At 58.6% G+C, this 20,903-nt stretch carries 19 protein-coding genes; 13 read left to right on the top strand and 6 right to left on the bottom strand.

The window, feature by feature from the left end; genetic code table 11:
• Window positions 1-5: 5 nt before the first annotated feature.
• The 3 genes from BSK43_RS29430 to BSK43_RS29420 form a co-directional block, all read right to left on the bottom strand.
• A complete protein-coding gene (locus BSK43_RS29430; protein ID WP_077468302.1) occupies window positions 6-914 on the bottom strand; it encodes a glutamine amidotransferase family protein in 909 nt (302 codons plus the stop codon).
• 91 nt (window positions 915-1,005) lie between these two features.
• On the bottom strand, window positions 1,006-1,689 hold the full coding sequence (locus BSK43_RS29425; RefSeq protein WP_077468247.1) for a helix-turn-helix domain-containing protein: 684 nt from the start codon (window positions 1,687-1,689) through the stop codon (window positions 1,006-1,008).
• A gap of 75 nt (window positions 1,690-1,764) precedes the next feature.
• The gene (locus BSK43_RS29420; protein WP_136687336.1) at window positions 1,765-2,724 is read right to left on the bottom strand and encodes a GlxA family transcriptional regulator; all 960 of its coding nucleotides are present in this window, start codon (window positions 2,722-2,724) and stop codon (window positions 1,765-1,767) included.
• Window positions 2,725-2,812: 88 nt separating this feature from the next.
• On the opposite strand from BSK43_RS29420, the gene BSK43_RS29415 reads away from it, so the two are divergent.
• The 4 genes from BSK43_RS29415 to BSK43_RS29400 are packed head-to-tail and all read left to right on the top strand — an operon-like array spanning window position 2,813 to window position 7,822.
• Window positions 2,813-4,063: a sarcosine oxidase subunit beta family protein gene (locus tag BSK43_RS29415; protein WP_077468245.1), complete on the top strand. Its 1,251-nt coding sequence runs from the start codon at window positions 2,813-2,815 to the stop codon at window positions 4,061-4,063.
• 12 nt (window positions 4,064-4,075) lie between these two features.
• Entirely contained in the window at window positions 4,076-4,354 is a 279-nt protein-coding gene (locus BSK43_RS29410) for a sarcosine oxidase subunit delta (RefSeq protein WP_077468244.1), read from the top strand.
• On the top strand, window positions 4,351-7,284 hold the full coding sequence (locus BSK43_RS29405; RefSeq protein ID WP_077468243.1) for a sarcosine oxidase subunit alpha family protein: 2,934 nt from the start codon (window positions 4,351-4,353) through the stop codon (window positions 7,282-7,284). Before BSK43_RS29410 ends, BSK43_RS29405 begins: the two co-directional genes overlap by 4 nt.
• Window positions 7,277-7,822, top strand: a complete 546-nt coding sequence (locus BSK43_RS29400) for a sarcosine oxidase subunit gamma family protein (protein WP_077468242.1) — start codon at window positions 7,277-7,279, stop codon at window positions 7,820-7,822. The genes BSK43_RS29405 and BSK43_RS29400 overlap by 8 nt, the downstream gene beginning before the upstream one ends.
• A 39-nt stretch (window positions 7,823-7,861) precedes the next feature.
• Here BSK43_RS29400 and BSK43_RS29395 read toward each other — a convergent pair whose 3' ends face one another.
• Window positions 7,862-8,392 (bottom strand): nucleoside 2-deoxyribosyltransferase, encoded by a 531-nt coding sequence (locus tag BSK43_RS29395; protein WP_246662724.1) that lies wholly within the window; start codon window positions 8,390-8,392, stop codon window positions 7,862-7,864.
• Window positions 8,393-8,669: 277 nt separating this feature from the next.
• On the opposite strand from BSK43_RS29395, the gene BSK43_RS29390 reads away from it, so the two are divergent.
• From BSK43_RS29390 to BSK43_RS29375, 4 genes are all read left to right on the top strand, one after another.
• Entirely contained in the window at window positions 8,670-9,917 is a 1,248-nt protein-coding gene (locus BSK43_RS29390; RefSeq protein WP_077468241.1) for an adenylate/guanylate cyclase domain-containing protein, read from the top strand.
• A gap of 251 nt (window positions 9,918-10,168) precedes the next feature.
• Window positions 10,169-10,690, top strand: coding sequence for a DUF992 domain-containing protein (locus BSK43_RS29385; RefSeq protein ID WP_077468240.1), 522 nt, complete (start codon window positions 10,169-10,171; stop codon window positions 10,688-10,690).
• A gap of 212 nt (window positions 10,691-10,902) precedes the next feature.
• Complete coding sequence (gene pepT, locus BSK43_RS29380) at window positions 10,903-12,135, top strand: peptidase T (RefSeq protein WP_077468239.1); 1,233 nt, start codon at window positions 10,903-10,905, stop codon at window positions 12,133-12,135.
• A gap of 280 nt (window positions 12,136-12,415) precedes the next feature.
• Entirely contained in the window at window positions 12,416-13,189 is a 774-nt protein-coding gene (locus tag BSK43_RS29375; protein WP_077468238.1) for a hypothetical protein, read from the top strand.
• A gap of 101 nt (window positions 13,190-13,290) precedes the next feature.
• Here BSK43_RS29375 and BSK43_RS29370 read toward each other — a convergent pair whose 3' ends face one another.
• On the bottom strand, window positions 13,291-13,905 hold the full coding sequence (locus BSK43_RS29370; RefSeq protein WP_077468237.1) for a hypothetical protein: 615 nt from the start codon (window positions 13,903-13,905) through the stop codon (window positions 13,291-13,293).
• A 142-nt stretch (window positions 13,906-14,047) separates the two neighbouring features.
• The gene (locus tag BSK43_RS29365) at window positions 14,048-14,671 is read right to left on the bottom strand and encodes a glutathione S-transferase family protein (RefSeq protein WP_077468236.1); all 624 of its coding nucleotides are present in this window, start codon (window positions 14,669-14,671) and stop codon (window positions 14,048-14,050) included.
• Between the two features lie 280 nt (window positions 14,672-14,951).
• On the opposite strand from BSK43_RS29365, the gene BSK43_RS29360 reads away from it, so the two are divergent.
• From BSK43_RS29360 to BSK43_RS29340, 5 genes are all read left to right on the top strand, one after another.
• Window positions 14,952-15,857, top strand: coding sequence for a hypothetical protein (locus tag BSK43_RS29360; RefSeq protein ID WP_077468235.1), 906 nt, complete (start codon window positions 14,952-14,954; stop codon window positions 15,855-15,857).
• Window positions 15,858-16,248: 391 nt separating this feature from the next.
• On the top strand, window positions 16,249-16,746 hold the full coding sequence (locus tag BSK43_RS29355; protein ID WP_077468234.1) for a spore coat U domain-containing protein: 498 nt from the start codon (window positions 16,249-16,251) through the stop codon (window positions 16,744-16,746).
• A 25-nt stretch (window positions 16,747-16,771) separates the two neighbouring features.
• On the top strand, window positions 16,772-17,491 hold the full coding sequence (locus BSK43_RS29350) for a molecular chaperone (RefSeq protein ID WP_077468233.1): 720 nt from the start codon (window positions 16,772-16,774) through the stop codon (window positions 17,489-17,491).
• Window positions 17,463-19,877 carry a fimbria/pilus outer membrane usher protein gene (locus BSK43_RS29345; RefSeq protein ID WP_077468232.1) on the top strand — a complete coding sequence of 805 codons (2,415 nt, stop codon included), beginning with the start codon at window positions 17,463-17,465 and terminating at the stop codon, window positions 19,875-19,877. The genes BSK43_RS29350 and BSK43_RS29345 overlap by 29 nt, the downstream gene beginning before the upstream one ends.
• Before the next feature lie 15 nt (window positions 19,878-19,892).
• Window positions 19,893-20,858 (top strand): spore coat protein U domain-containing protein, encoded by a 966-nt coding sequence (locus tag BSK43_RS29340; RefSeq protein WP_077468231.1) that lies wholly within the window; start codon window positions 19,893-19,895, stop codon window positions 20,856-20,858.
• The last annotated feature ends 45 nt before the right edge of the window (window positions 20,859-20,903 follow it).

The following is a 20,903-nucleotide window of genomic DNA, read 5'->3' as shown; positions in this document are numbered from 1 at the left end:
CTGAACTAGGCGGCCTTTTCGTGATCCCAGAAATAGACGGTGGCCGGCTCCGGCTCCCAGATGCGGGCATCTTCGATACCCGGCAGGCTGACGAGCGCGCGGTACTCGGAACCGAAAGCGACATATTGATCGGTTTCGGCCATGACGGCTGGCTTGCAGGCGATGGGGTCACGAACGACGCCGAAGCCTGACTTCGTGCCGACGACGAAGGTGAAGAAGCCATCGAGATCGCTGAGCGCGCCGGTCAAAGCCTCGCCGAGATCCTTGCCCTTTGCCATTTCGGCCGTCAGATAGGCGGCCGCGACTTCCGAGTCATTCTGCGTTTCGAAGGTCATGCCTTCCCGCACGAGTTCCCGACGAAGATTGTTGTGGTTCGACAGGGAGCCGTTATGGACAAGGCATTGATCGGAGCCGGTCGAGAATGGATGGGCGCCGAGCGTGGTGACTGCCGATTCCGTTGCCATGCGGGTGTGGCCGATGCCATGCGTTCCGGACATGGAGGTGACGCCGAAACGGGAGATGACGTCCTTCGGAAGGCCCGTTTCCTTGTAGATCTCGATGGCGTCGCCGCTGCTCATGACACGAACGTCGGGACGTAGAGCCGTAATCGCCGCCCTACCTTCATCCAGCTTGTCGCTGGCGAGCGTGATGACGGCATGCGTGCTTTTGACTTCGACCGAAACCGGCGCATCCAGTGCGCGTCTCAAATCGTGCTCAAGACCGTCAAAGTCCTTTTTGGGATTGGCTGACTGGATAGTGATTTTGGCATTTTTGCCGTCAGTGCCACCGTAAATCGCGATGCCGGCACTGTCCGGACCCCGGTCAGTCATCGTGACAAGCATGGACGAAAGAAGCGCGCCGAGCTTTGGCTCAAGGCTTTTGTCTTTCAGGAAGAGACCCACAATTCCGCACATGATCAGACCCTCCATTTCGCGTCTGCAAAATGGCTATCAGGTCCGTTTTCGAATTTCAACTGGAAAGAATAATTTTTTCTTTTAAGGCAAGTCAGTCGATCTTGCCGCGTTGTGGGTAACTGATGATCGAGAGGTATTTTGCCGGCAGTTTTACCAGCACTTCCGGGCCATGCGGCGCGTCCGCATCGAAGAACAGGCTGTCGCCGGGTTGCATGGGGAAAAGCTGGTCGCCATGGCGATAGACCACTTCGCCTTCGATCATATAGAGAAACTCCATCCCCTCATGCTGAAAGGTCGGGAAGACGTCGGAATCGACTGTCAGCGTGATCAGATAGGGTTCAACGATGACGCCGCTTGAATTGTTGTCGATATGGCCGAGCAGATTATATTGATGGCCGGCTCGCGTGCCGCGCCGTTCGAGCTCCACACCCTGGCCAGCCTTGACGAAAACGGCGTTGCGCGGCTCTTCATAGCGGCGGAAGAAGGCGGTGAGCGGCACGCCAAGCGCGCGAGAGAGCGATTGCAGCGTTGTCAGGGACGGCGAGATATTGCCGTTTTCGATCTTCGAGAGCATCCCGAGTGAAATTCCGGTCGCCGCCGCAAGGTCCGTCACCGTGATGCCGAGCTTTTTGCGATAGGCGCGCACCTCGTGGCCGATCGCCATTTCGAGATTGTTTTCTTTCGGCTCGCGCACTGCGTGCGGATCCTGGGAGAAAGCCGGCCGTCCGCCATGCGGATGCTCTTCGATCAATGTCTTCCCCGGCTTGCTCTTCATTCATAAATCCTTACGGCCATTTATTGTCATGGCCATCCTATCCTCACGGTGAAATTTTCTCAACTAAGACGAAAACTACGTCCTGCGCGTTTCGCTCGGCGCCATATCGTAAAGGTTGCGATAGGCACGGGAGAAATGCGCGCCGCTCGAAAAGCCGGTGGCAACAGCGATTTCAGAAATCGACAGCGGGCTCTGTTCGAGGAGCCGCCGGGCATGTTGCAGCCGGATGCGGCGATATTGGTCGAGGAATGTCGAACCGAGATGCGCGGCAAACAGCCGGTCGAGATGGCGTGGCGTAACGCCGGCGATCCGCGCCATGGCGGTGCGATCGAGCGGCATCTCGATCGTCTCTTCCATCTTCTCCAGCACACTCAACAGGCCGGGATGGTGTACGCCGTAGCGCTCGGCAAGCGAGCCGCGTTGAGGGGCGGTCGGTTCGCCGACCTCTGTGTGCAGATACCAGTCGCTGACGCGGCGGGCGAAATCGGGTCCCATGCGCTCGGAGATCAGCGCATGCATCATGTCGAGCGGCGCAATGCCGCCGCCGCAGGTGATGCGGTTGCCGTCGACGACGAAACGGGCCTGGCGTGGCGAAAGGGCTGGAAACGACTCGAGGAGTGCCGGCGCATGTTCCCAATGGATGGTGAAATCACGGTCGGCCAAAAGACCGGCGGCGGCAAGCAGATAGGGGCCGCCTGAGATGCGGCCGCTGCGCACCCCCTCGCGCGCCAATTGCCTGAGGCAGGCCAGCACCGCCGGATAGTGCCAGTCGCGTGGCGATCCGCCTGCGCACACGAACACCGTGCCAAGGCCGGAACCTCGCCCCGGAAGCGGGGCTGCCGGAACGGGTACACCGCCGGAGGACAGGGCTGATGCACCATCCGGCGAGAAGGTCGACAGTCGGTAGATCTCCCGCCCGGCCAGCAAATTGGCGGCGCGTAGCGGCTCGCTCGCCGAAGCATAGGACATCAGCGCGAATCCCGGGATCAGGATGAAACCGATATGCTGGAGGTTTTTCGCATCGATCGAAGACATGTCCCTTTTCTATCGAAATATGTCCTGAATAGGCAAGTCGACATTTCCTGCTCTGTCATCATCAGCGCAATTCCACCTGGATCAATCCATGCGCTATTCCGCTCTCTCCATTCTCCTCAACGGTCTCCGCGGCAATGCCGGCTGGGCTCCTGCCTGGCGCCAACCCGAGCCGAAGCCGCATTACGATGTCATCATCGTTGGCGGCGGCGGCCATGGATTGGCGACGGCGTATTATCTTGCGAAGACCTTCGGCATCACTAACGTTGCCGTTCTGGAAAAGGGCTATCTCGGCTCCGGCAATATCGGCCGCAACACGACGATCATCCGGTCCAACTACCTCCTGCCCGGCAACAACCCGTTCTACGAGCTCTCGATGAAGCTCTGGGAGGGGCTGGAGCAGGACTTCAATTTCAACGCCATGGTCTCGCAGCGCGGCGTGATCAACCTCTTTCACTCGGATGCACAGCGAGACGCTTATACGAGGCGCGGTAACGCCATGCGTCTGCATGGCGTCGATGCCGAATTTCTCGACCGGGAAATGGTTCGCCAGAAGCTGCCCTTCCTCGATTTCGATAATGCCCGCTTTCCCATCATGGGCGGCTTGTTGCAGCCACGCGGTGGTACGGTGCGCCACGACGCCGTTGCCTGGGGCTATGCGCGCGGCGCCGACAGCCGCGGCGTCGATATCATCACTGGCTGCGAAGTCACAGGCATTCGCAGTGAGAATGGCCGGGTGACCGGCGTCGAGACGACGAAGGGCTTCATCGGCTGCGGCAAGCTGGCGCTTGCGGCAGCCGGGAACTCCACCGTTGTCGCCGACATGGCCGGGCTACGTTTGCCGATCGAGAGCCATGTGCTTCAGGCTTTCGTTTCCGAAGGCTTGAAGCCTTTCATTGATTGCGTCGTTACCTTCGGTGCCGGGCATTTCTACGTTTCGCAGTCGGACAAGGGCGGCCTCGTCTTCGGCGGCGATATCGACGGCTATAATTCCTATGCGCAGCGCGGCAATCTCGCGACGGTCGAGCATGTTGCCGAAGCAGGTGTCGCCTTGATCCCGTCGCTGACCCGCGTGCGCTACCTGCGCAGCTGGGGTGGCGTGATGGATATGAGCATGGACGGCTCGCCGATTATCGATCGCACCCACATCGACAATCTCTATCTGAACGCCGGCTGGTGCTATGGCGGCTTCAAGGCCACGCCCGCGTCCGGCTACTGCTACGCCCATCTGATCGCTCGCAACGAGCCGCACGAAACGGCCACGCAACTGCGCATCGACCGTTTCCGGCGCGGCTATCAGATCGATGAAAAAGGTGTCGGCGCGCAGCCGAACCTGCATTGAGGACATGACGACATGGCAAGCCTGATTTCCTGCCCTCACTGCGGTCTTCGCCCGAAAGAGGAATTCACCATCAAGGGGGACGCGAACCTTGTTCGTCCCGCGCCGGATGCCGGTTCCGACGTCTGGTATGATTATGTCTATCTGCGCGACAATCCGAGGGGTCGACACAAGGAATATTGGCACCATTCCTCCGGCTGCCGGCGTTGGCTGGTCGTCGAGCGCGATACGGTCACCCATAAGGTCCATGGTGTGAGCGACGCAGCGCTTGCCAAGCTCGGAGGCCAGGGATGACCAGTTCTCGCCTTTCTTCCGGTGGCCGGATCGATCGTTCCAAGACCCTCAGCTTCAGTTTCGATGGTCGCGACCTTCAGGGCCACCCTGGCGATACGCTAGCCTCTGCCCTGCTCGCAAACGGTATCCAACTCGTCGGCCGCAGTTTCAAATATCATCGGCCGCGCGGCATCCTGACGGCGGGAGCCGCCGAGCCCAACGCTCTTGTCACGACTGGCGTAGGCGGGCGAACGGAAGCCAACAGTCGCGCCACGATGATCGAGCTTTATGACAGGCTGATCGCGCGCAGCCAGAACCGCTGGCCCTCGCTCGGCTTCGATGTCGGCGCCGTGAACAGCCTGCTCTCCCCCTTCCTCAGCGCCGGCTTCTACTACAAGACCTTCATGTGGCCGACCGGCTTCTGGGAGAAAGTCTACGAACCGATCATCCGCAAGGCTGCCGGTCTCGGCAAGGCATCCTACGAACCCGATCCCGACTCCTATGAAAAATGCTGGGCGCATTGCGATCTGCTCGTCATCGGCGCAGGGCCGGCAGGGCTTGCCGCCGCATTGACGGCGGGGCGTGCAGGCGCACGAGTCCTGCTTGCCGACGAGGGTTTTGCCTTTGGTGGCGGTCTGCTTGCAGAACGCGAGTCGCCACTCGGTGATATCTTGAAGGAACTCGAAGGCCTGCCGAACGTCCAGTGCCTGCCGCGCACGACTGTTATCGGCTGGTACGATGACAACGTCTTCGGCGCCGTGGAGCGCGTGCAGAAGCATGTGGCGGCACCCGACACACGCCGGCCGGTTGAGCGTCTTTGGCGCATCATCGCAAGGCAAGCCATTCTCGCTACTGGTGCGGAAGAGCGGCCGCTCGTCTTCGGCGGCAACGATATTCCGGGCGTCATGATGGCAGGTGCCATGCGCAGCTACCTGAACCGTCAGGCTGTCGCCCCCGGGAAGCGGACCATTGTGTTCACCACCAATCAATCCGGTTATCAGACAGCGGCCGATCTCGAAGCCGCCGGCGTCGAGGTTGCCGCCATCATCGATAGCCGCTCCGGCGGAAGCGATGCGTGGGCGGGTAAGGCCCGAGTGTTGACAGGTGCTTGCATCGTCGATGCGCATGGCGGCAAGCATGTGCGCGGCGTGAGCATCGCGAGTGCTTCGGGCACGCAAAAGATCGAGGCCGATGCGCTTGCCATGTCAGGCGGCTGGAGCCCGATCATTCACCTCGCCTGCCATCGCGGAGGAAAGCCCGTCTGGTCCGACAGGAATGCAGCCTTCCTCGCGCAGGAAAGGCAGGAGGGGCTGTTCGTCGCGGGCTCTGCAGCCGGTCTTGATTCGACGGAAGCGTGCCTTGGCGATGGAGCGGGCAAGGCAGCGGAAGCGCTCAAGGAGATAGGATTCGCCAAGGCGGAACCGGCCTTTGCTCCCGGAGACGATACCCAGTCATCCGCCACGCCGCTTTGGTCCGTCAAGGGAGGCAAGGGCAAGGCCTTTGTCGATTACCAGAACGATGTGCACCTCAAGGATCTCGGTCTTGCCGTGCGCGAAGGCTACGGTCATGTCGAGCTTGCCAAGCGCTATACGACGAATGGCATGGCGACCGATCAGGGCAAGCTCTCCAATATCAACGCCATCGGCATTCTCGCCGAGGCGCGCGGTGTCTCGCCTGCGGAGGTCGGCACCACGACATTCCGGCCCTTCTACACGCCGGTTTCTTTCGGCGCCCTCACCGGTTCGTCGCGCGGCAAGCATTTCCAGCCAGCCCGCAAATCCCCGCTGCATGGCTGGGCGAAGAAGAATGGCGCGGTCTTTGTCGAAACCGGCCTCTGGTATCGCTCCTCCTGGTTCCCGCGCAAAGGAGAAAAAACGTGGCGCGAAAGCGTCGATCGGGAAGTTCTCAACATCCGCAGGAATGCCGGCATCTGCGATGTCTCGACGCTCGGCAAGATCGAGATCTTCGGCAAGGACGCGGCGACCTTCCTCGACCGCATCTACTGCAACGGTTTTGCGAAGCTTCCGGTCGGCAAGGCGCGTTACGGCATCATGCTGCGTGAAGACGGCATGATCTATGACGATGGCACCACCAGCCGCTTGAGCGAAGATCATTTCTTCATGACCACGACGACGGCGCTTGCCGCCGGTGTGCTGACACACCTCGAATTCTGCGCCCAGACGCTTTGGCCCGAGCTCGAGGTCTATTTCGCCTCATCGACCGATCAATGGGCACAGATGGCGGTCGCGGGGCCGAAAGCCCGCGCCATCCTGGCCGAGATCGTCGATGACGACATTTCGGACGCGGCTTTCCCTTTCATGAGCGCACGCACGGTGACGCTGTTCGGCGGCAAGCTCGAGGGACGGCTGTTTCGCATCTCGTTTTCGGGTGAGCTTGCCTATGAACTCGGTGTACCCGCGGCCTATGGTGAGTCCGTCGCCGATGCCATCATGCACGCAGGACAGAAGCATGGAATTTGCCCCTATGGCGCCGAAGCGCTCGGCGTCATGCGCATCGAGAAGGGCCATGTCACTCATGCCGAGATCAACGGCACGGTGACACCAGGCGATCTCGGCTTTGCCCGCATGGTCTCCTCAAAAAAGGCTGATTTCATCGGCAAGGCGATGCTTGCGCGCAAGGGCCTTCAGGCCGCTGACCGCCCTCGCCTCGTCGGCGTCAAGCCGCTGGATCCGGCAACAAGCTTCCGCACTGGCGCCCATATTCTGGCGGAGGGCGCGGCAGCGACGCTCGAAAACGATCAGGGTTATGTGACCTCCAGCGCCTTCTCACCGAGCCTCGGCCATACGATCGGCCTCGCACTGGTCAAGAACGGACCCGAGCGGATTGGCGAGAAGGTCCTGATCTGGAACGGACTGCGTAACGAATTCACCGAAGGGCAGCTCTGCAGCCCCGTCTTCATCGATCCCGAAAACGAGAAGCTCCATGCCTGATCTCCTCGAAAGAAAACCCGTCCTCGCTGGCAAGGCCGCTCTGCATGGGCCGAGCATCCGGCTCGAAGCTTTGCCGGAGGGGCATATGCTGCATGTGATGGGAGCGCTCACGGCCGACGGGCTTGAGGCGCATCTTTCCGCAGTGGGCATCAAGGAAAGTTCCGTACGGCCGGCCGGATACCGGCAATGGTTCGTCGCCGGCAAAGACGTGCTTCCCAATGCGATTGTAAACCAGCTTTCCAGCGCCCTCGCCGGCACCGCCTTTGTCTCCGACCAGAGCCATGGCCGCATCCGGATCGGCGTTTCAGGCCCCCTTGCCACCGAATTGCTGAGCAGGGGCACAGCCGTCGATCTTCATGCTTCGGCTTTTCCTGAGGGACACGCGGCCATGACCCTCTTCGGCCATATCTCAATACAGTTGGCACGCACCGGCGCCGAAGACTTCGAGCTGACGGTACTGCGCAGCTTCGCGGAATCTCTTTATGAGGAACTTGAGGCGCTGGCGTTTTCGCTGGGTGCTGCGCATCTTGCATCCTAAGCCTATCAGCATTTGCGGCAAATCGGCCCGAGGCTCGATTCAGGCTCGGGCGGTCGTCTTCAGCAGTCTTTGCGCCGCCAGATTCAGGCACTCTTCAAACGCTGTCAGGTCGAGGAACAACTGATCCGGCGCCACCTTGCGGGTGATTATGGTGCCGTTGCGCGCCGCGATGCTTCCATCGAGCATCAGATTGTCGATCATGTCGAAATTTTCCAGCGACAATCCGTCCGGTCCGCGGTGGCGCCCGTCGGGACCGAGCTGCACGTCGCCGCCATGGAGACTGCTCACCCGCTTGAAATGGTTTTCCGCGCAATTGGAGAAAGCAAAGGCTGGACAGCCGCGGGCACACATGAAGCCAAGCTCGAAGACCGTGCCGACATCGGCCGATATGCCGCGAAACGGTGTCAGATTGGCGATGATCAGATCGGCGCTCGACATCAGGCTTTCGTTGATGGCGCTGATGGCGAGGCCGTGCTGATACCTCGTTTCCGTTTCCGGGATGGTCAGATCGCCGGGTGACACCGGAGTGAAACCATAGCTGCGCGCCAGGGCAATCTTGCGGTCCAGCATTTCCCTCGCATTGGGGAGGAAAACCTCCGGACCTGCCAAATATGCTCTCAATGCTTTTTGCCTTTCCGACAGACCGTTGCAGCGCGGAAGCTGCAGAACCATATGAGGCATATGACCGATTCAGCGTTTTCGCGCCATAGTCGAGCGCACGGCTGACAAAATTGCGAAATCGGGGCAAGTGCCGTTCCCGGCAAATCACAAGGGGCGTATGTTCACACCTTGAACCGGGGCGTTAAGACAGCCGATGGCAGGCGAAGAAATTTGTGGGGTAAAGGAAATGCAATCTTCTAGTGAAGCAGTGGCTAGCTTGGAAAAAGACGATCATGGCTGCTGGCCGACGAAACAGAACAAGATCCTCGATTGGCTGATGAATGATGTTCGCGATCAGCGTTTCATAGACAATATTCTCGTAGAGCTGTGCGAGAAGCTCGTGGCTGCCGGAATCCCCGTTGCACGATCGAGCATGCATTTCAGGACGCTGCATCCGCAGTGGCTCGGCGCGCGGATCCTCTGGCGGACAGGCATGAAGGAAGGCGATATCGCCACATTCAGCCACGGCGTCGACAAGACGCCGCAGTTTCTGGCAAGCCCCATCAATGAAATCTTCAATGGCGCAACCGAAGTCCGGAAAAATCTCGAGGTTCCAAATGGGGAGCAATTTGCCTATCCGCTCTACAGGGAACTGCATGCGGAAGGATTGACCGACTACATCGCCTGGCCGATTTACCACACGCTTGGCAAGCGTCATATCGTCACCTTCTCCTCGGATGCGCCCGGCGGCTTTACAGAAGCGCACATCACTGTCCTGAAGGATTTGCTCCCGGCCCTGACGATGGTGACCGAAATCAGGTTGAAGAACATCATGGCGCGCACACTATTGCGCACCTATGTCGGGCCGCATGCCAGCGAACAGATCCTTGCCGGCGCAACGACGCGTGGCAGCGGCGCCACCGTCGGCGCGGCCATCCTGATCTGCGATCTTCGCGACTTTACCACCATCTCTGATATGTGGCCGCGCGACGACGTCATCGAGTTGCTCAACGGCTATTTCGACGCGATGGTCGACCCCATCGAAAAGCATGGCGGCGAAATCCTGAAATTCATGGGCGACGGCTTGCTCGCCATCTTTCCGCTTAGCAACCCTGATGCCTGCCACAATCTGCTCCTTTCCATCAGCGAGGCGCAGGCGGCGGTCACGGCATTAAACGAGGAAAATCGTAAGAACGGTCGCGAAGTGCTTCGCTATGGCGTCGGCGTTCATGTCGGTGACGTGATGTACGGTAATATCGGTTCGCGCACCCGTCTCGACTTCACCGTCATCGGTCCAGCCGTGAACATCGCTTCGCGCCTGGAAACGCTGACCAAGGAAGTGAAACGGCCGGTGTTGCTGTCCAAGGCCTTCGTCGAAATGGCTGGCTGCCAGCGCGATATGGAAAGCCTGGGCGCCTTCCCGCTCAAGGGTCTTGGCGAACCGGTCGACGTTTTTGCTTTCACAGCCAAAGAGAAGCTGCTGCAGGAAGCGTGATCAAGGAAAAATAGGGACTCGTCTGTCTTGCGTGGCCGATTTGACGCGGCGCGATTCAGTCGGTTGCAAAACGTGAAAGGCAAGGGGCTGCCACTGCAGCCGCCGCTCCCTATATTGTTTGAGGGATCATGACGATAGCCGCCTTATTTTTGGGATCGTTCTGCGATTACAAGCGTTAGGTAGAGGTTGATTCTATCGGCTCGACCCGAGGGTGCCCGCCACCCATAAATACTCTGACAAGGAGAAAACAGATGAGAAAAATTCTGACACTGGCGTTTTCAGCCGCATCGTTGATTGTCGCCGGCACGGCAGTGGCACGCGCGGCGGACCTGCAGACCTACCGCGAGGACGATACCGACCAGCGCAACGGCGTCAAGATCGGCTACCTCGATTGCGAAATCGGTGGCGGTGTCGGCTACGTCCTCGGCTCGGCGAAGGAAGTGGATTGCACCTTCCATTCGACGGTCGGACGCGCACGCGTTGATCATTACACCGGCGCGATCAGGAAGATGGGCGTCGATCTGGGCTTTACGACTCGCAGCCGGCTTGTCTGGCTCGTCTTCGCACCGACAGCCGGCTATCATCGCGGCTCTCTGAGTGGCCTCTATCAAGGTGCAACCGTTGAAGCGACCGTGGGTGCCGGCGTCGGCACGAACATCCTCGTCGGTGGCACGGCTGGTTCCATCCAGCTTCAGACCGTGAGCGTGACGGGTCAGCTCGGCCTCAACGTCGCAGCGACCGGCACCTCGGTAACGCTGACCGCGACCGAGTAAGGTTTTACAGCCGGATGAATATAAGGCCGCCCCGTTACAAGACGGGGCGGCCTTTTCATTTGGCTGGCGTCGCTGTTTCGCAGTGGCCGTCGGCGGATATCTGCATCGTCCCCAGGATCGTCGATTTTCTTTTACAATAATGGATTCACGCCTACGTCTTCGGCGGCTATAGCTGTCAGCGCAAGGCCAAAACCATACCGGAGCCAAACCCTATGACCGATACCGTCGCCGATCGTTTCCTTCGTTACGTCGTCGTGGACACGCAGTCCGATGCGTCTTCGACCACACAGCCGTCCACGGAAAAGCAGAAGAACCTCGGGCGGATTCTGGTCGAAGAATTGCTGGCGATCGGCTTGAAGGATGCGCATCTGGACGAGCACGGTTATGTCTACGCGACCATTCCATCCAATGTCGACAAGCCGGTTCCGGTGATCTGCTTCTGCTCTCATATGGATACCGCGCCAGATTTCACGGGCACGAACGTCAAGCCGCAGGTCCTGCGAAACTATGGCGGCGGCGACATCAGGCTCACGGGCGACCCTCAGCAAATCATTCGCGTCGATGAGCACCCTGCCCTGCGCGACCAGCTCGGCAACGACATCATCACCTCGGACGGCACTACGCTGCTGGGTGCCGACGACAAGGCGGGCCTCGCCGAAATCGTGACGGCGGCTCAGTATCTCGTCGACAATCCCGACATCCGCCACGGCACGATCAAGCTCCTGTTCACGACTGATGAAGAGATCGGCCGCGGTGTCGACAAGGTGGATCTGAAAAAGCTCGGCGCGGAATTCGCCTACACGGTCGATGGCGAAACTGCCGGGCATATCGAGGATGAGACTTTTTCGGCGGATGGCGTCGAAATCGTGATCCAGGGTGTAGCCATCCATCCAGGTTTCGCCTTGGGAAAGATGGAAAACGCCATCAAGATTGCCGGCGCGATCATAGACAGGTTGCCGAAGGACCTGGCTCCCGAAACGACGGCTGGCCGAGATGGCTTCATTCATCCGACCGGTGTCAGCGGTTCAATGGAAAAGGCCTCGCTCGGCCTCATCATTCGTGACTTCGATGACGCAGGGCTCGCCGTCAAGGAGGCGATACTGGAGCAGATCGTCAAGGACGTCATGACTGCTTATCCCGGCTCTTCCTACACATTCACAGTCAGGCATCAGTACCGCAACATGAAGGTGATCCTCGATCGCCATCCGCAGATCGCCGATTATGCCGTAGAGGCAATCAGGCGCGCCGGCATGACGCCGGTGCGCGGCAGTATTCGCGGCGGTACTGACGGTTCAAGACTCTCCTTCATGGGGCTTCCATGCGCCAATCTTTTCGCCGGCGGCCATGCCTTTCACTCACCGCTTGAATGGGTTAGTCGGCAGGATATGGAAAAGTCGGTCAAGACGCTTGTTGAATTGGCAAAGATCTGGGCGGAGCGCGCATAGTCGCTCGCTCCTTCAGAATAGATTTCGTTTTTAATACTCAAGCATAATAGCCCTGTTGCAAAATAAGGCATCTCTACCGGTTGGAGGTTGGTAGCGTTGTCATTGTGCAAGGCATTCGTGTAAAATGTTATTGCAGCATTACTAAATTAGATTATACTGCAGGTTGGTCTTGGGAGGAAAGAACAATAAGTTTGTCCATTCATTCCAACTCTACGGCGCGCGCGCTCCGAATATCAGAAACTGGCTATTCAAGCAGCCAAAACTGAAACGGAGTTTAGTCATGAGAGTAGGATCTTCACGGATAGCGATTGTCGCATCCGCATTTCTTCTGTTGACTTCGACTGCTTATGCAGAGCCCGGCGGCGGAACGGATCACGGTGGCGGCCGGTCCGGAAGCAGTGGTGGGCTCGGCGCGGGTCTTGGCGTCTCCATTGGTGGGATCAATGCGGGCCTGGGTGCCGGCCTAGGCTCCAAGGGGCTTGGTGTCGGTGCCGGCGCTTCCGTTGGCGGCGCGAATGGCGTCAATGCCGGCTTGGGTGCCTCGGTATCCGGAACAAGTGGCGTCAATGCGGGTGTCGGTGCATCCGTCGGCGGATCCAACGGCATTAATGCCGGCGTCGGCGCATCGGCCAATACTGCCGGTGTCAACGCAGGCCTCGGAGCCTCTGTCGGTGGGTCCAGCGGCGTCAATGCCGGTGCTGGCGTTTCGCTCGGCGGATCCGGAGTTGGCGTCGGGGTCGGTGTGGGAGTCGGTGGCTCAGGTAGCGGTACTGGAGGGACTGGCACAGGCACTGGTTCAGGCACTGGTACTGGTTCGGGCAGTGGTACTGGAGTGACAACTGGCGGAACGAACGGCACGGGCGGCTTCGGGCTCGGCTCAGGAAGTACGGGCTCAAGCACCCGCACCCTGACCGCTTTCCACACGATGTCGAGCGCCGAGCAGAAGCGCATGCTGATTGCCTGTCGTCAGGTGACGGCCTCTGGCAATTTTGACTCTGGCCTTGTCAGCCTTTGCCGGCTGCTGCGCAGCACCGCGAGTGCTGGTGGACTGTAATCGCCATCCCATGGACACGGCTGGTTATGGCAGAAATAAAAGCACCCGTTGCCGTTCAAATACGGCAACGGGTGCTGATATCTGTTTCCGAAGTTGTCGATTTACCAGTCTGCGTTCGCGACATCGTCAAGCGCCTGTCGGCTGCGGCGAAGCATGATGACAGGAGCATCCACAGCTCGGCTTAACAGGTGGCGCGCGCCGGCCAGCGGGCGAAAACCTACTTTTTCCTCCGCAACCGGAGGCGGTTCGTTGGCCACCAAAGGCGGCTCGGCCTGGGCATATTCCGGACCTCCGGCAATCAAGGGGTCGCGTGTTTCACACTGCGGCAGGCAACGGTCGAACCGTGCGACATCGCCGGAAGCAGCGACCTTGGCCTTGGCCGTATCGGAACGCGAGGCAATGTGCTTCGCCGGCGCTGGAGTTTTCACCAACGCCAATGGAGATGGGGTCGGGACCGGCACGGTCATCAATTGCCGCGCTGGGCTTGCATCGATCGCGACCTGCAACTCGTTTGGCGCAGGATGCTGCAGGGATTTTGCGCTGCTGATTGCGATGCGACCGCTCTCATCGAAGAACCGCATGGCGCGCTCCGTCGGGGCGGTTTCAACGATCAGATAGAGAGCACCAACCACCGTTCCGCAAACCGCAAGCGCCGAGCCCAGCCTTCGGGTCGCCTCGCTTTGGCCATTCCACCATCCCACAGGCTGCGTATCCATCGACCGCTCCTTTTGACAAGATCTCAACTGGCCATTTTGGCGAGAACTGTGGCGCGGCTTTTACCGAAACATGGCTAATTGCAGACCTTTTGCAAAGAAATGTTGATGGAAATGACTGATTGACCGGTTCAACACAGACGATTCATGGGCCGCCATTCAATCCGAATTCCCTGAAGCCCGCCCGCGAGCATAGCCGCTCGTAGTAATCCTCGATGATGGGGAGGTCTGGCCTTGCCGCCGGCAGCGCTCGCCAGCGATGGATCGAGAGGCCTATGGGAATATCGGCAAGCGTAAAACTGCCGCCGCAGACATAACCACCGCTCCGATCGATCTGCGCGGCGACACGGCCGACCAGATCGGAAAATGTGTCCAGGGATTGAGCGATAGCGGTCTTGTCCTGATATGCCGGATTCTTGCGCACCAAAGCCTGGAAGGCGACGCGCCAACTATTGTTGAAATCGGAAACCTGCCAGTCCATCCACTTCTCGATGGAGGCGCGCTGCTTCAGATCATCCGGCAAGAGATCCGTGCGACCGCGGCTCGCCGCAAGGTAGCGCAGTATCGTGTTCGATTCCCAAAGGATGAAACCGCCATCATCGATGACGGGCACCATACCGGCCGGATTGAGGCGCAGAAACTCCGGAGACGATGTCGGGCGTGTGCCGCCGCCCCAATCTTCGGTGCCGTAGTTCAGACCGAGTTCAGCGCAAAGCCATAGAACCTTGCGCACATTAATGGACCCGCGATAACCAAAAATCGTCAACATTACAGGGGATGCCTTCACTTCGCTTCAGCGCGATAATCGCGGCAGCGCGTCGGGAAGCAATTTCTAAATTGTCATTGATACAATTCGGGAATCGGCCGGTTTCTCCGAGATTTCCGAGCAAGCACCTGATGCAGGATCGCATCATTAAGCTTTATCCTTAAAGTTAATCGGGAGTGTCAGCAGACAAGCAAATGATCTTGTGATCTTATTATGCTGTGGCTGGAGCTGGGGACTGACCACGATTCCTTTATGAACCTCAAGGCAATGAACTGCGGCGCCCATGGTATTAACGGCAAATGAGCTTGGTCGTAACGGACATTTTCTTTCGGCTATACTGCATAGTGCGCATGAGCTTATGGCTATTTACAGCGAGAATCCTCGCATAGCCTCGATTATGGCGGCTCAACAGCGATGGCTTCTTGCGCATGCCGGCTTCTCGCTGTCTCTCGGCTATCCCGATGAGCCGATACCCGGGCTTTATAGTAGCCGCTTCATCGACTTTGCGGTGAAACATGGCCTTGCCAGCCGCAACACGGCAGCCGCCTTCCTCAAGGAAATGCAGGCCTACAAGTTTATTCAGCCTGTGCCGCGCAGCTCGGACCGCCGCATCACGCTGTTTGAGCCATCTGCGCTTACCCGTGAATATATGGCGCGTTGGCTTCAGACGCATCTCATCGTGCTCGACACGCTCGACGGCGGCAACCGGATGGCCAAGGTCGCCATAGATCCGGATGTCATCTGGCGGATGCATCCCATCATCGCCAAGCGCATCATGGATAGTGATATTCTTCGCAATCCTGGCGTGACGTTCAGCCTGTTCAATTGGGCGACATCGGGTGGTGCGGTCATGGATTACCTCATTTCACGGATAACCTCGATCGATTTTGCCGCCGACAAAGTACTGATCGGCCCACTGTCGATGAAGGTAATGCAGAGCCAATTCATGATTTCCAGAACGCATCTGAAGCGACTGTTCAAGCGGGCAGCCGAATTCGGCAGTGTCGGCTGGGTAGGTGCGCCCGGGAAGAGCGGCTTTTGGCTATCCCATACGTTCGTATCGGAATACTGGAACTATCAGGCCGAGAAATATGCGATGATCGACGCCGTAAGCCACGCGATGCTTTCCGGCTCCAGCGACAGCCGCGAGAGATCGGATACGGCAATGTTGGGACTGACCAGTAACTGAAGATCTACGGTTTACCCATTCATTCCATGAAGGCGCCGAGAATATGCGACATATACTGCTCAGAGCGTAATCTCTTTGTCGCGATCGAATGGAATCACATTCTATTTATTATCACTGTTGAAAGTCGGCGGTCGCTAGAAGTCAAAAAGGTATTCCCGCTGTAATTGTTGAATCGCAAGACTGATGAATCGACATAACGTTAACCATATTTCTCAAAAATAGCGTTTATATACAAGTATGCGCTAAATAAATTTGGCCTATACTGCCACCTTGGCTCTTTGATACTGCCTCACCACGTACACTCGGTTTCTACCTCATTGCCAGAATCGATAACATATGATTAGTTTCTTATATTCTGATGTTTTCGAGAATGTGGTTAGGGGGATTGCGAATGCTGAGAGCACTACGTGGCGCCGTTCTTTTGGGTGCCGCTATGATCATCGCAGAACCATCCGCCATGGCCGCCACTGCGACCGGCAATATGAATGTTCGCATCACCATTCAGGCTCAATGCGTGATCCAGACCGCCAGTGATCTCGATTTTGGCACCAATGGCGTCATCGCCACCAACATCGACCAGACGAGCACCATAGGCGTCCAGTGCACAACAGGGCAGACCTACAATATCGGCCTGAGCGCTGGTTCAGGATCTGGCGCGACAACAGCCGTCCGCGTCATGACGGGTCCGGCGTCGGCGACGATAAATTATGGTCTCTATCGTGATAGTGCGCACCTGCAGCCATGGGGTGTGACGATCGGTACAGACACGGTATCGGACACCGGTAACGGCAGCGTCAAGAACGCTACCGTCTATGGGCGGGTTCCTCCGCAGACAACACCGGCTCCCGGTGTCTACACCGACATAGTGGCGATTACCGTCACTTACTAAAAACCGATAGGTCCAGGAGGCTACCATGCAACGCAGGTTGCCACGCATTGCTGCGACTACGTTTCTGCTACTGAGTACCTATGGCGTAAACGCTGCGTCATTAAGAGTGGCGCCCACCAGTCTTGAGCTTATTGCGCCGGCCGGTACCGCAGTCCTCAATCTCGCCAATGACGGGGACCATCCCATCAATGTCCAGATGCGCATCTTCAAGTGGAGCCAGACGGGCGGCGTAGAGAAGCTTGAGCCGACAAGGGACGTTGTTGCCAGCCCGCCTTCGGCCAAGATGAGCGCCAACGGCCAATATGTCGTGCGGGTGGTTCGCACCAGCAAAGCCCCGGTGCGGTCGGAGGAGACCTATCGCGTCATCGTTGATGAACTGCCGGATCCAGCGCGCGCTCGTGCCGGAACGGTAACGCTGATCATGCGCCACTCTATCCCCATTTTCTTCAAGAAGGCCGATGTGAAGCCGGCCGATGTCTCGTGGAACGTCAGCAAGCAAGGCAACAGCCTGGTTCTGACAGGCAAGAATAACGGCGGCAGCCGTTTCCGGCTGTCGAACGTAACACTCGCACAGGGAGCTGCAAAAATCGGTAGCCGCAACGGCCTAGTCGGCTACGTCCTGAGTGGCGCGACGATGCAATGGCCCATCGCGACCGCAAAGCCTTTATCCGCCAGCGTTGTCACCTTGCAAGGCCAGAGCGATCTTGGGCCGTTCAATGCGAACATCGCCGTTACCAAGCGTTAGGGCCGGCACCGTTCTTGTAAGCATCCTTCTTTCGGTTTCGGTGCTGCGTGCTCAGGAAGTCCCAAATCTGCCGGCAGCTGTTGTAACCGCCGACCAGCCCGCCGGCACGCGTGACGTCTACCTTGAAGTATTCATCAACAATGTTTCGATGAAGATGATCGGTAATTTCAAACAGCGCCCGAATGGTTCGCTCGCAGCAACGGCCGAGGAACTGCGCGAAGTCGGCATAAAGCCCCCAGCAGACGCCGACGAAAACAAGCTTATCGAACTCGGTGCCCTGCCCGGCCTGTCATATCAGGTCGATGACCAAACCCAGCGGCTCTATGTCCAGGCGACCGACAAGGGACGTGCGCCCCACGTGATCAATGTCAGGCAACAGGAGGAGAGCAAGATCCCGACACCGCAATCGGGCTACGGCGCTGTGCTCAACTACTCGCTTTTTGCCAGCTCCAACAGTCTGTTGAAAAGCGATACAGACATCTTCCAGGGGATATCCGGCTCATTTGATGCCCGAATCTTCAGCCCATACGGCACGCTCAGCCAATCTTTCCTCGCCGGCTATTCCAACGGCAGCCTCGACGGCGTGACGCGCCTCAATACCACCTGGAGCTATTCGGACCCGAAAAATCTGGTCACCTATCGCGCCGGCGATCTGACCACCGGCGGCCTGTCATGGACGCGGCCGGTCTATTTCGGCGGCATCCAGTTCCAACGCAATTTTGCGCTGCGCGCCGATCTGGTGACCGAACCCCTGCCCGCTTTCGCAGGAAGTGCGGCCGTTCCCTCGACGCTGGAGATCTATACGCAGAATGTCAGGACCTATTCCGGCGACGTCCCCGCCGGACCGTTCGAGGTTACCAACCTGCCTGTCTTCTCCGGCGGAGGACAGGCAACCGTCGTGCTGCGCGACAGCCTCGGGCGGGAAACGACCCAGACATTGCCGTTCTATTCTTCCAATCTGCTCTTGCGGCGTGGCCTTATGGATTTCTCCGCGGAGCTCGGCACTCCCCGGCGCAATTTCGGAACGGAATCGGACGACTATGACGGCCGGATCATGGGCGTCGCCACCGCTCGCTACGGGTTGACCGACTGGCTGACACTGGAGGGGCATTTTGAAGGCGGCACGGATCTGCTGAACGGCGGTGTGGGTGTCGCCTTTCCGGTAGGAACCTGGGGCGTGGCATCGGTCGCGGGAGCGGGAAGCAAGAGCGGCGACCGGTCCGGCGCGCTACTGAATGCCTCGCTGGAACTGGACTATGCCAGATGGTCTTTCTATGCGCGCATGCAGCGTGCCTTCGACGATTACGATGACATCGCATCCGTTTCCGCCAAACCAACGGCCAGCACCTCGGGAGAATTTACGATATTCAGCGCCGGCGTGCCGCGTGCCTTAGATCAGGTCACCCTCAGCGTACCGACGCCGCTCGATCTTTCCAGCCTCAACCTTTCCTACACGCGGCTTGAAAGCGCCGATCGCACCAAGAGCAATATCGCCAGTCTTTCCTATAGTCAGACGTTCAAGCGCATGACGCTCTACGCTACTGCATTCACCGACCTTGAGGACCGCAGCAATTTCGGCATCTTTGCCGGTATTTCAGTCCCCTTCGGCGGCAACATCAACGCGAACACCGGCGTTCAGAGCGGCCCGAACGGTCTCGATGTCGTCGCCGATGTCTCGAAGTCGCTACAGCAGGAAAATGGCAGTTTCGGCTGGCGGCTGCGTACATCCGAAGGTCAGGATACCAACCGGGAGGCGGCAGTCAGCTATCGGGCGCCATTTGCCCAGTTCGAGGCCGGCGTTCAACAGCAGGATAAGGATGCACGCGCGACGGCACGAATGGATGGCGCCATCGCCGTCGCCGGAGGAAGCGTCTTTGCAACGAACCGCATCGACGATGCCTTCGCTGTTGTCGATGTCGGTGCCCCAGATGTTGAAGTTCAACAGCAGAACAGGCCCGTCGGTAAAACCGGTCAAAGCGGCCGGATCCTGGTGCCTAACCTCAACTCCTATGAACCGAACACGGTGTCTATCGATCCGAAGAATCTTCCAGTCGATGCCGACGTGCCGGCAACGAAGGAAATTGTCGTCCCGGCGGACCGCAGCGGTGTCGTCGTCAAGTTCGGCGTGGCCGAAGCGCCGCAGGCTGCATTGGTCACGATCGAGGATAAGACCGGTGCATTCCTGCGGGCGGGGCTCAGCGGCAAATTGCAGGGCGCGGATGAGGAGTTCGTCATCGGCTATGACGGCCAAGCTTATATCCGCGGCCTGCATGGGCAAAACACCATCGAGGTGTCGCTGGAGGACGGAACGAAATGCCACGCCCAGTTTGCCTACAAGCCGCATCGGGGACAGCAGGTTGTTATCGATAATGTCAGGTGTTTTTGAGAGGGAGCTGGAAAAGTGTTTCGTTCGATTGCCTTTCTGCTCTTCCTGTTGCTACCGTCGTTGGCCTTCGCGCAAAGCTGCAGTTTCAGCGTCGCCAACGTAAATTTTGGTGCTGTCGATACCCTGTCCAACAACCCCGTTAATACCACCTCGACATTGACCGCCAGTTGCACTGGGGGATTGCTGGATATCGGCAAACGCCTGCTGATCTGCCCGAATATGGGCACAGGCAGCGGTGGCGCAACTTCGGCAGTCGCGCGGCAGATGTTGAATGGAACCAATCCATTGAACTATCAGCTTTATTCCGATACCGGCTACAGTGTGGTCTGGGGTTCGAGTACCTGGTCCTATCCATCGCGTGCGCCAGCTTATGCCCTGACGATGGCTTTGCTCAGCGGAGGTTCGCTGATCGGGGCTTCGGGTAGCTTTACCGTGTACGCCTCGGCTCTGGGCAATCAACCGACGGCAGCAACGGGAGCGTTTACATCGAGTTTCTCGGCTGCCGACACCGCTTTCATTTATAGCTACAGCAGTGCCACCACCTGCGCTGCTCCGTCGGGAACATTGGGATCGGCCCCCTTCACGGTCAATGCGAGCGTTGCTGCTAACTGCCTGATCAATATTCAGAATATCGATTTTGGCACGCAAGGCGTCTTGAGAGCCAACGTCGATGCCACGGGCTCGGTGACTGCAACCTGCACGCCGGGCACGACCTATACGATCTCGCTGAACGGCGGCACGGCGAATGCAGCGCCGACGGCGCGGAAGATGGCGAAGGGAGCGGAGACAGTAACTTATGGCCTCTACAAGGATCTAAATCGGCTGCAGCCATGGGGAGACGCCAGCACGCCCGGGAGCACCGTCGCTGGAACAGGAAACGGAACGGCTCAACTTCTCACGGTTTATGGTCGTGTGCCGCCGCAAACGACGCCATCTCCGGGCGTTTACACCGATACGGTGGTCGTCACATTGACCTACTGAACTGAAATCGCGACCGGCGGATGTATCTGGTCGGATTAAACACCG

The organism is Rhizobium sp. P44RR-XXIV (assembly GCF_001999485.2).
Classification (GTDB): domain Bacteria; phylum Pseudomonadota; class Alphaproteobacteria; order Rhizobiales; family Rhizobiaceae; genus Rhizobium.
This window is presented reverse-complemented; position numbering and strand designations above follow the sequence as displayed.

Coding starts and splice junctions, on each gene's coding strand:
- BSK43_RS29430 (WP_077468302.1), bottom strand. CDS start 914: ATGTGCGGAATTGTGGGTCTCTTCCTGAAAGACAAAAGCCTTGAGCCA.
- BSK43_RS29425 (WP_077468247.1), bottom strand. CDS start 1,689: ATGAAGAGCAAGCCGGGGAAGACATTGATCGAAGAGCATCCGCATGGC.
- BSK43_RS29420 (WP_136687336.1), bottom strand. CDS start 2,724: ATGTCTTCGATCGATGCGAAAAACCTCCAGCATATCGGTTTCATCCTG.
- BSK43_RS29415 (WP_077468245.1), top strand. CDS start 2,813: ATGCGCTATTCCGCTCTCTCCATTCTCCTCAACGGTCTCCGCGGCAAT.
- BSK43_RS29410 (WP_077468244.1), top strand. CDS start 4,076: ATGGCAAGCCTGATTTCCTGCCCTCACTGCGGTCTTCGCCCGAAAGAG.
- BSK43_RS29405 (WP_077468243.1), top strand. CDS start 4,351: ATGACCAGTTCTCGCCTTTCTTCCGGTGGCCGGATCGATCGTTCCAAG.
- BSK43_RS29400 (WP_077468242.1), top strand. CDS start 7,277: ATGCCTGATCTCCTCGAAAGAAAACCCGTCCTCGCTGGCAAGGCCGCT.
- BSK43_RS29395 (WP_246662724.1), bottom strand. CDS start 8,392: ATGCTGGACCGCAAGATTGCCCTGGCGCGCAGCTATGGTTTCACTCCG.
- BSK43_RS29390 (WP_077468241.1), top strand. CDS start 8,670: ATGCAATCTTCTAGTGAAGCAGTGGCTAGCTTGGAAAAAGACGATCAT.
- BSK43_RS29385 (WP_077468240.1), top strand. CDS start 10,169: ATGAGAAAAATTCTGACACTGGCGTTTTCAGCCGCATCGTTGATTGTC.
- pepT (WP_077468239.1), top strand. CDS start 10,903: ATGACCGATACCGTCGCCGATCGTTTCCTTCGTTACGTCGTCGTGGAC.
- BSK43_RS29375 (WP_077468238.1), top strand. CDS start 12,416: ATGAGAGTAGGATCTTCACGGATAGCGATTGTCGCATCCGCATTTCTT.
- BSK43_RS29370 (WP_077468237.1), bottom strand. CDS start 13,905: ATGGATACGCAGCCTGTGGGATGGTGGAATGGCCAAAGCGAGGCGACC.
- BSK43_RS29365 (WP_077468236.1), bottom strand. CDS start 14,671: ATGTTGACGATTTTTGGTTATCGCGGGTCCATTAATGTGCGCAAGGTT.
- BSK43_RS29360 (WP_077468235.1), top strand. CDS start 14,952: ATGGTATTAACGGCAAATGAGCTTGGTCGTAACGGACATTTTCTTTCG.
- BSK43_RS29355 (WP_077468234.1), top strand. CDS start 16,249: ATGCTGAGAGCACTACGTGGCGCCGTTCTTTTGGGTGCCGCTATGATC.
- BSK43_RS29350 (WP_077468233.1), top strand. CDS start 16,772: ATGCAACGCAGGTTGCCACGCATTGCTGCGACTACGTTTCTGCTACTG.
- BSK43_RS29345 (WP_077468232.1), top strand. CDS start 17,463: ATGCGAACATCGCCGTTACCAAGCGTTAGGGCCGGCACCGTTCTTGTA.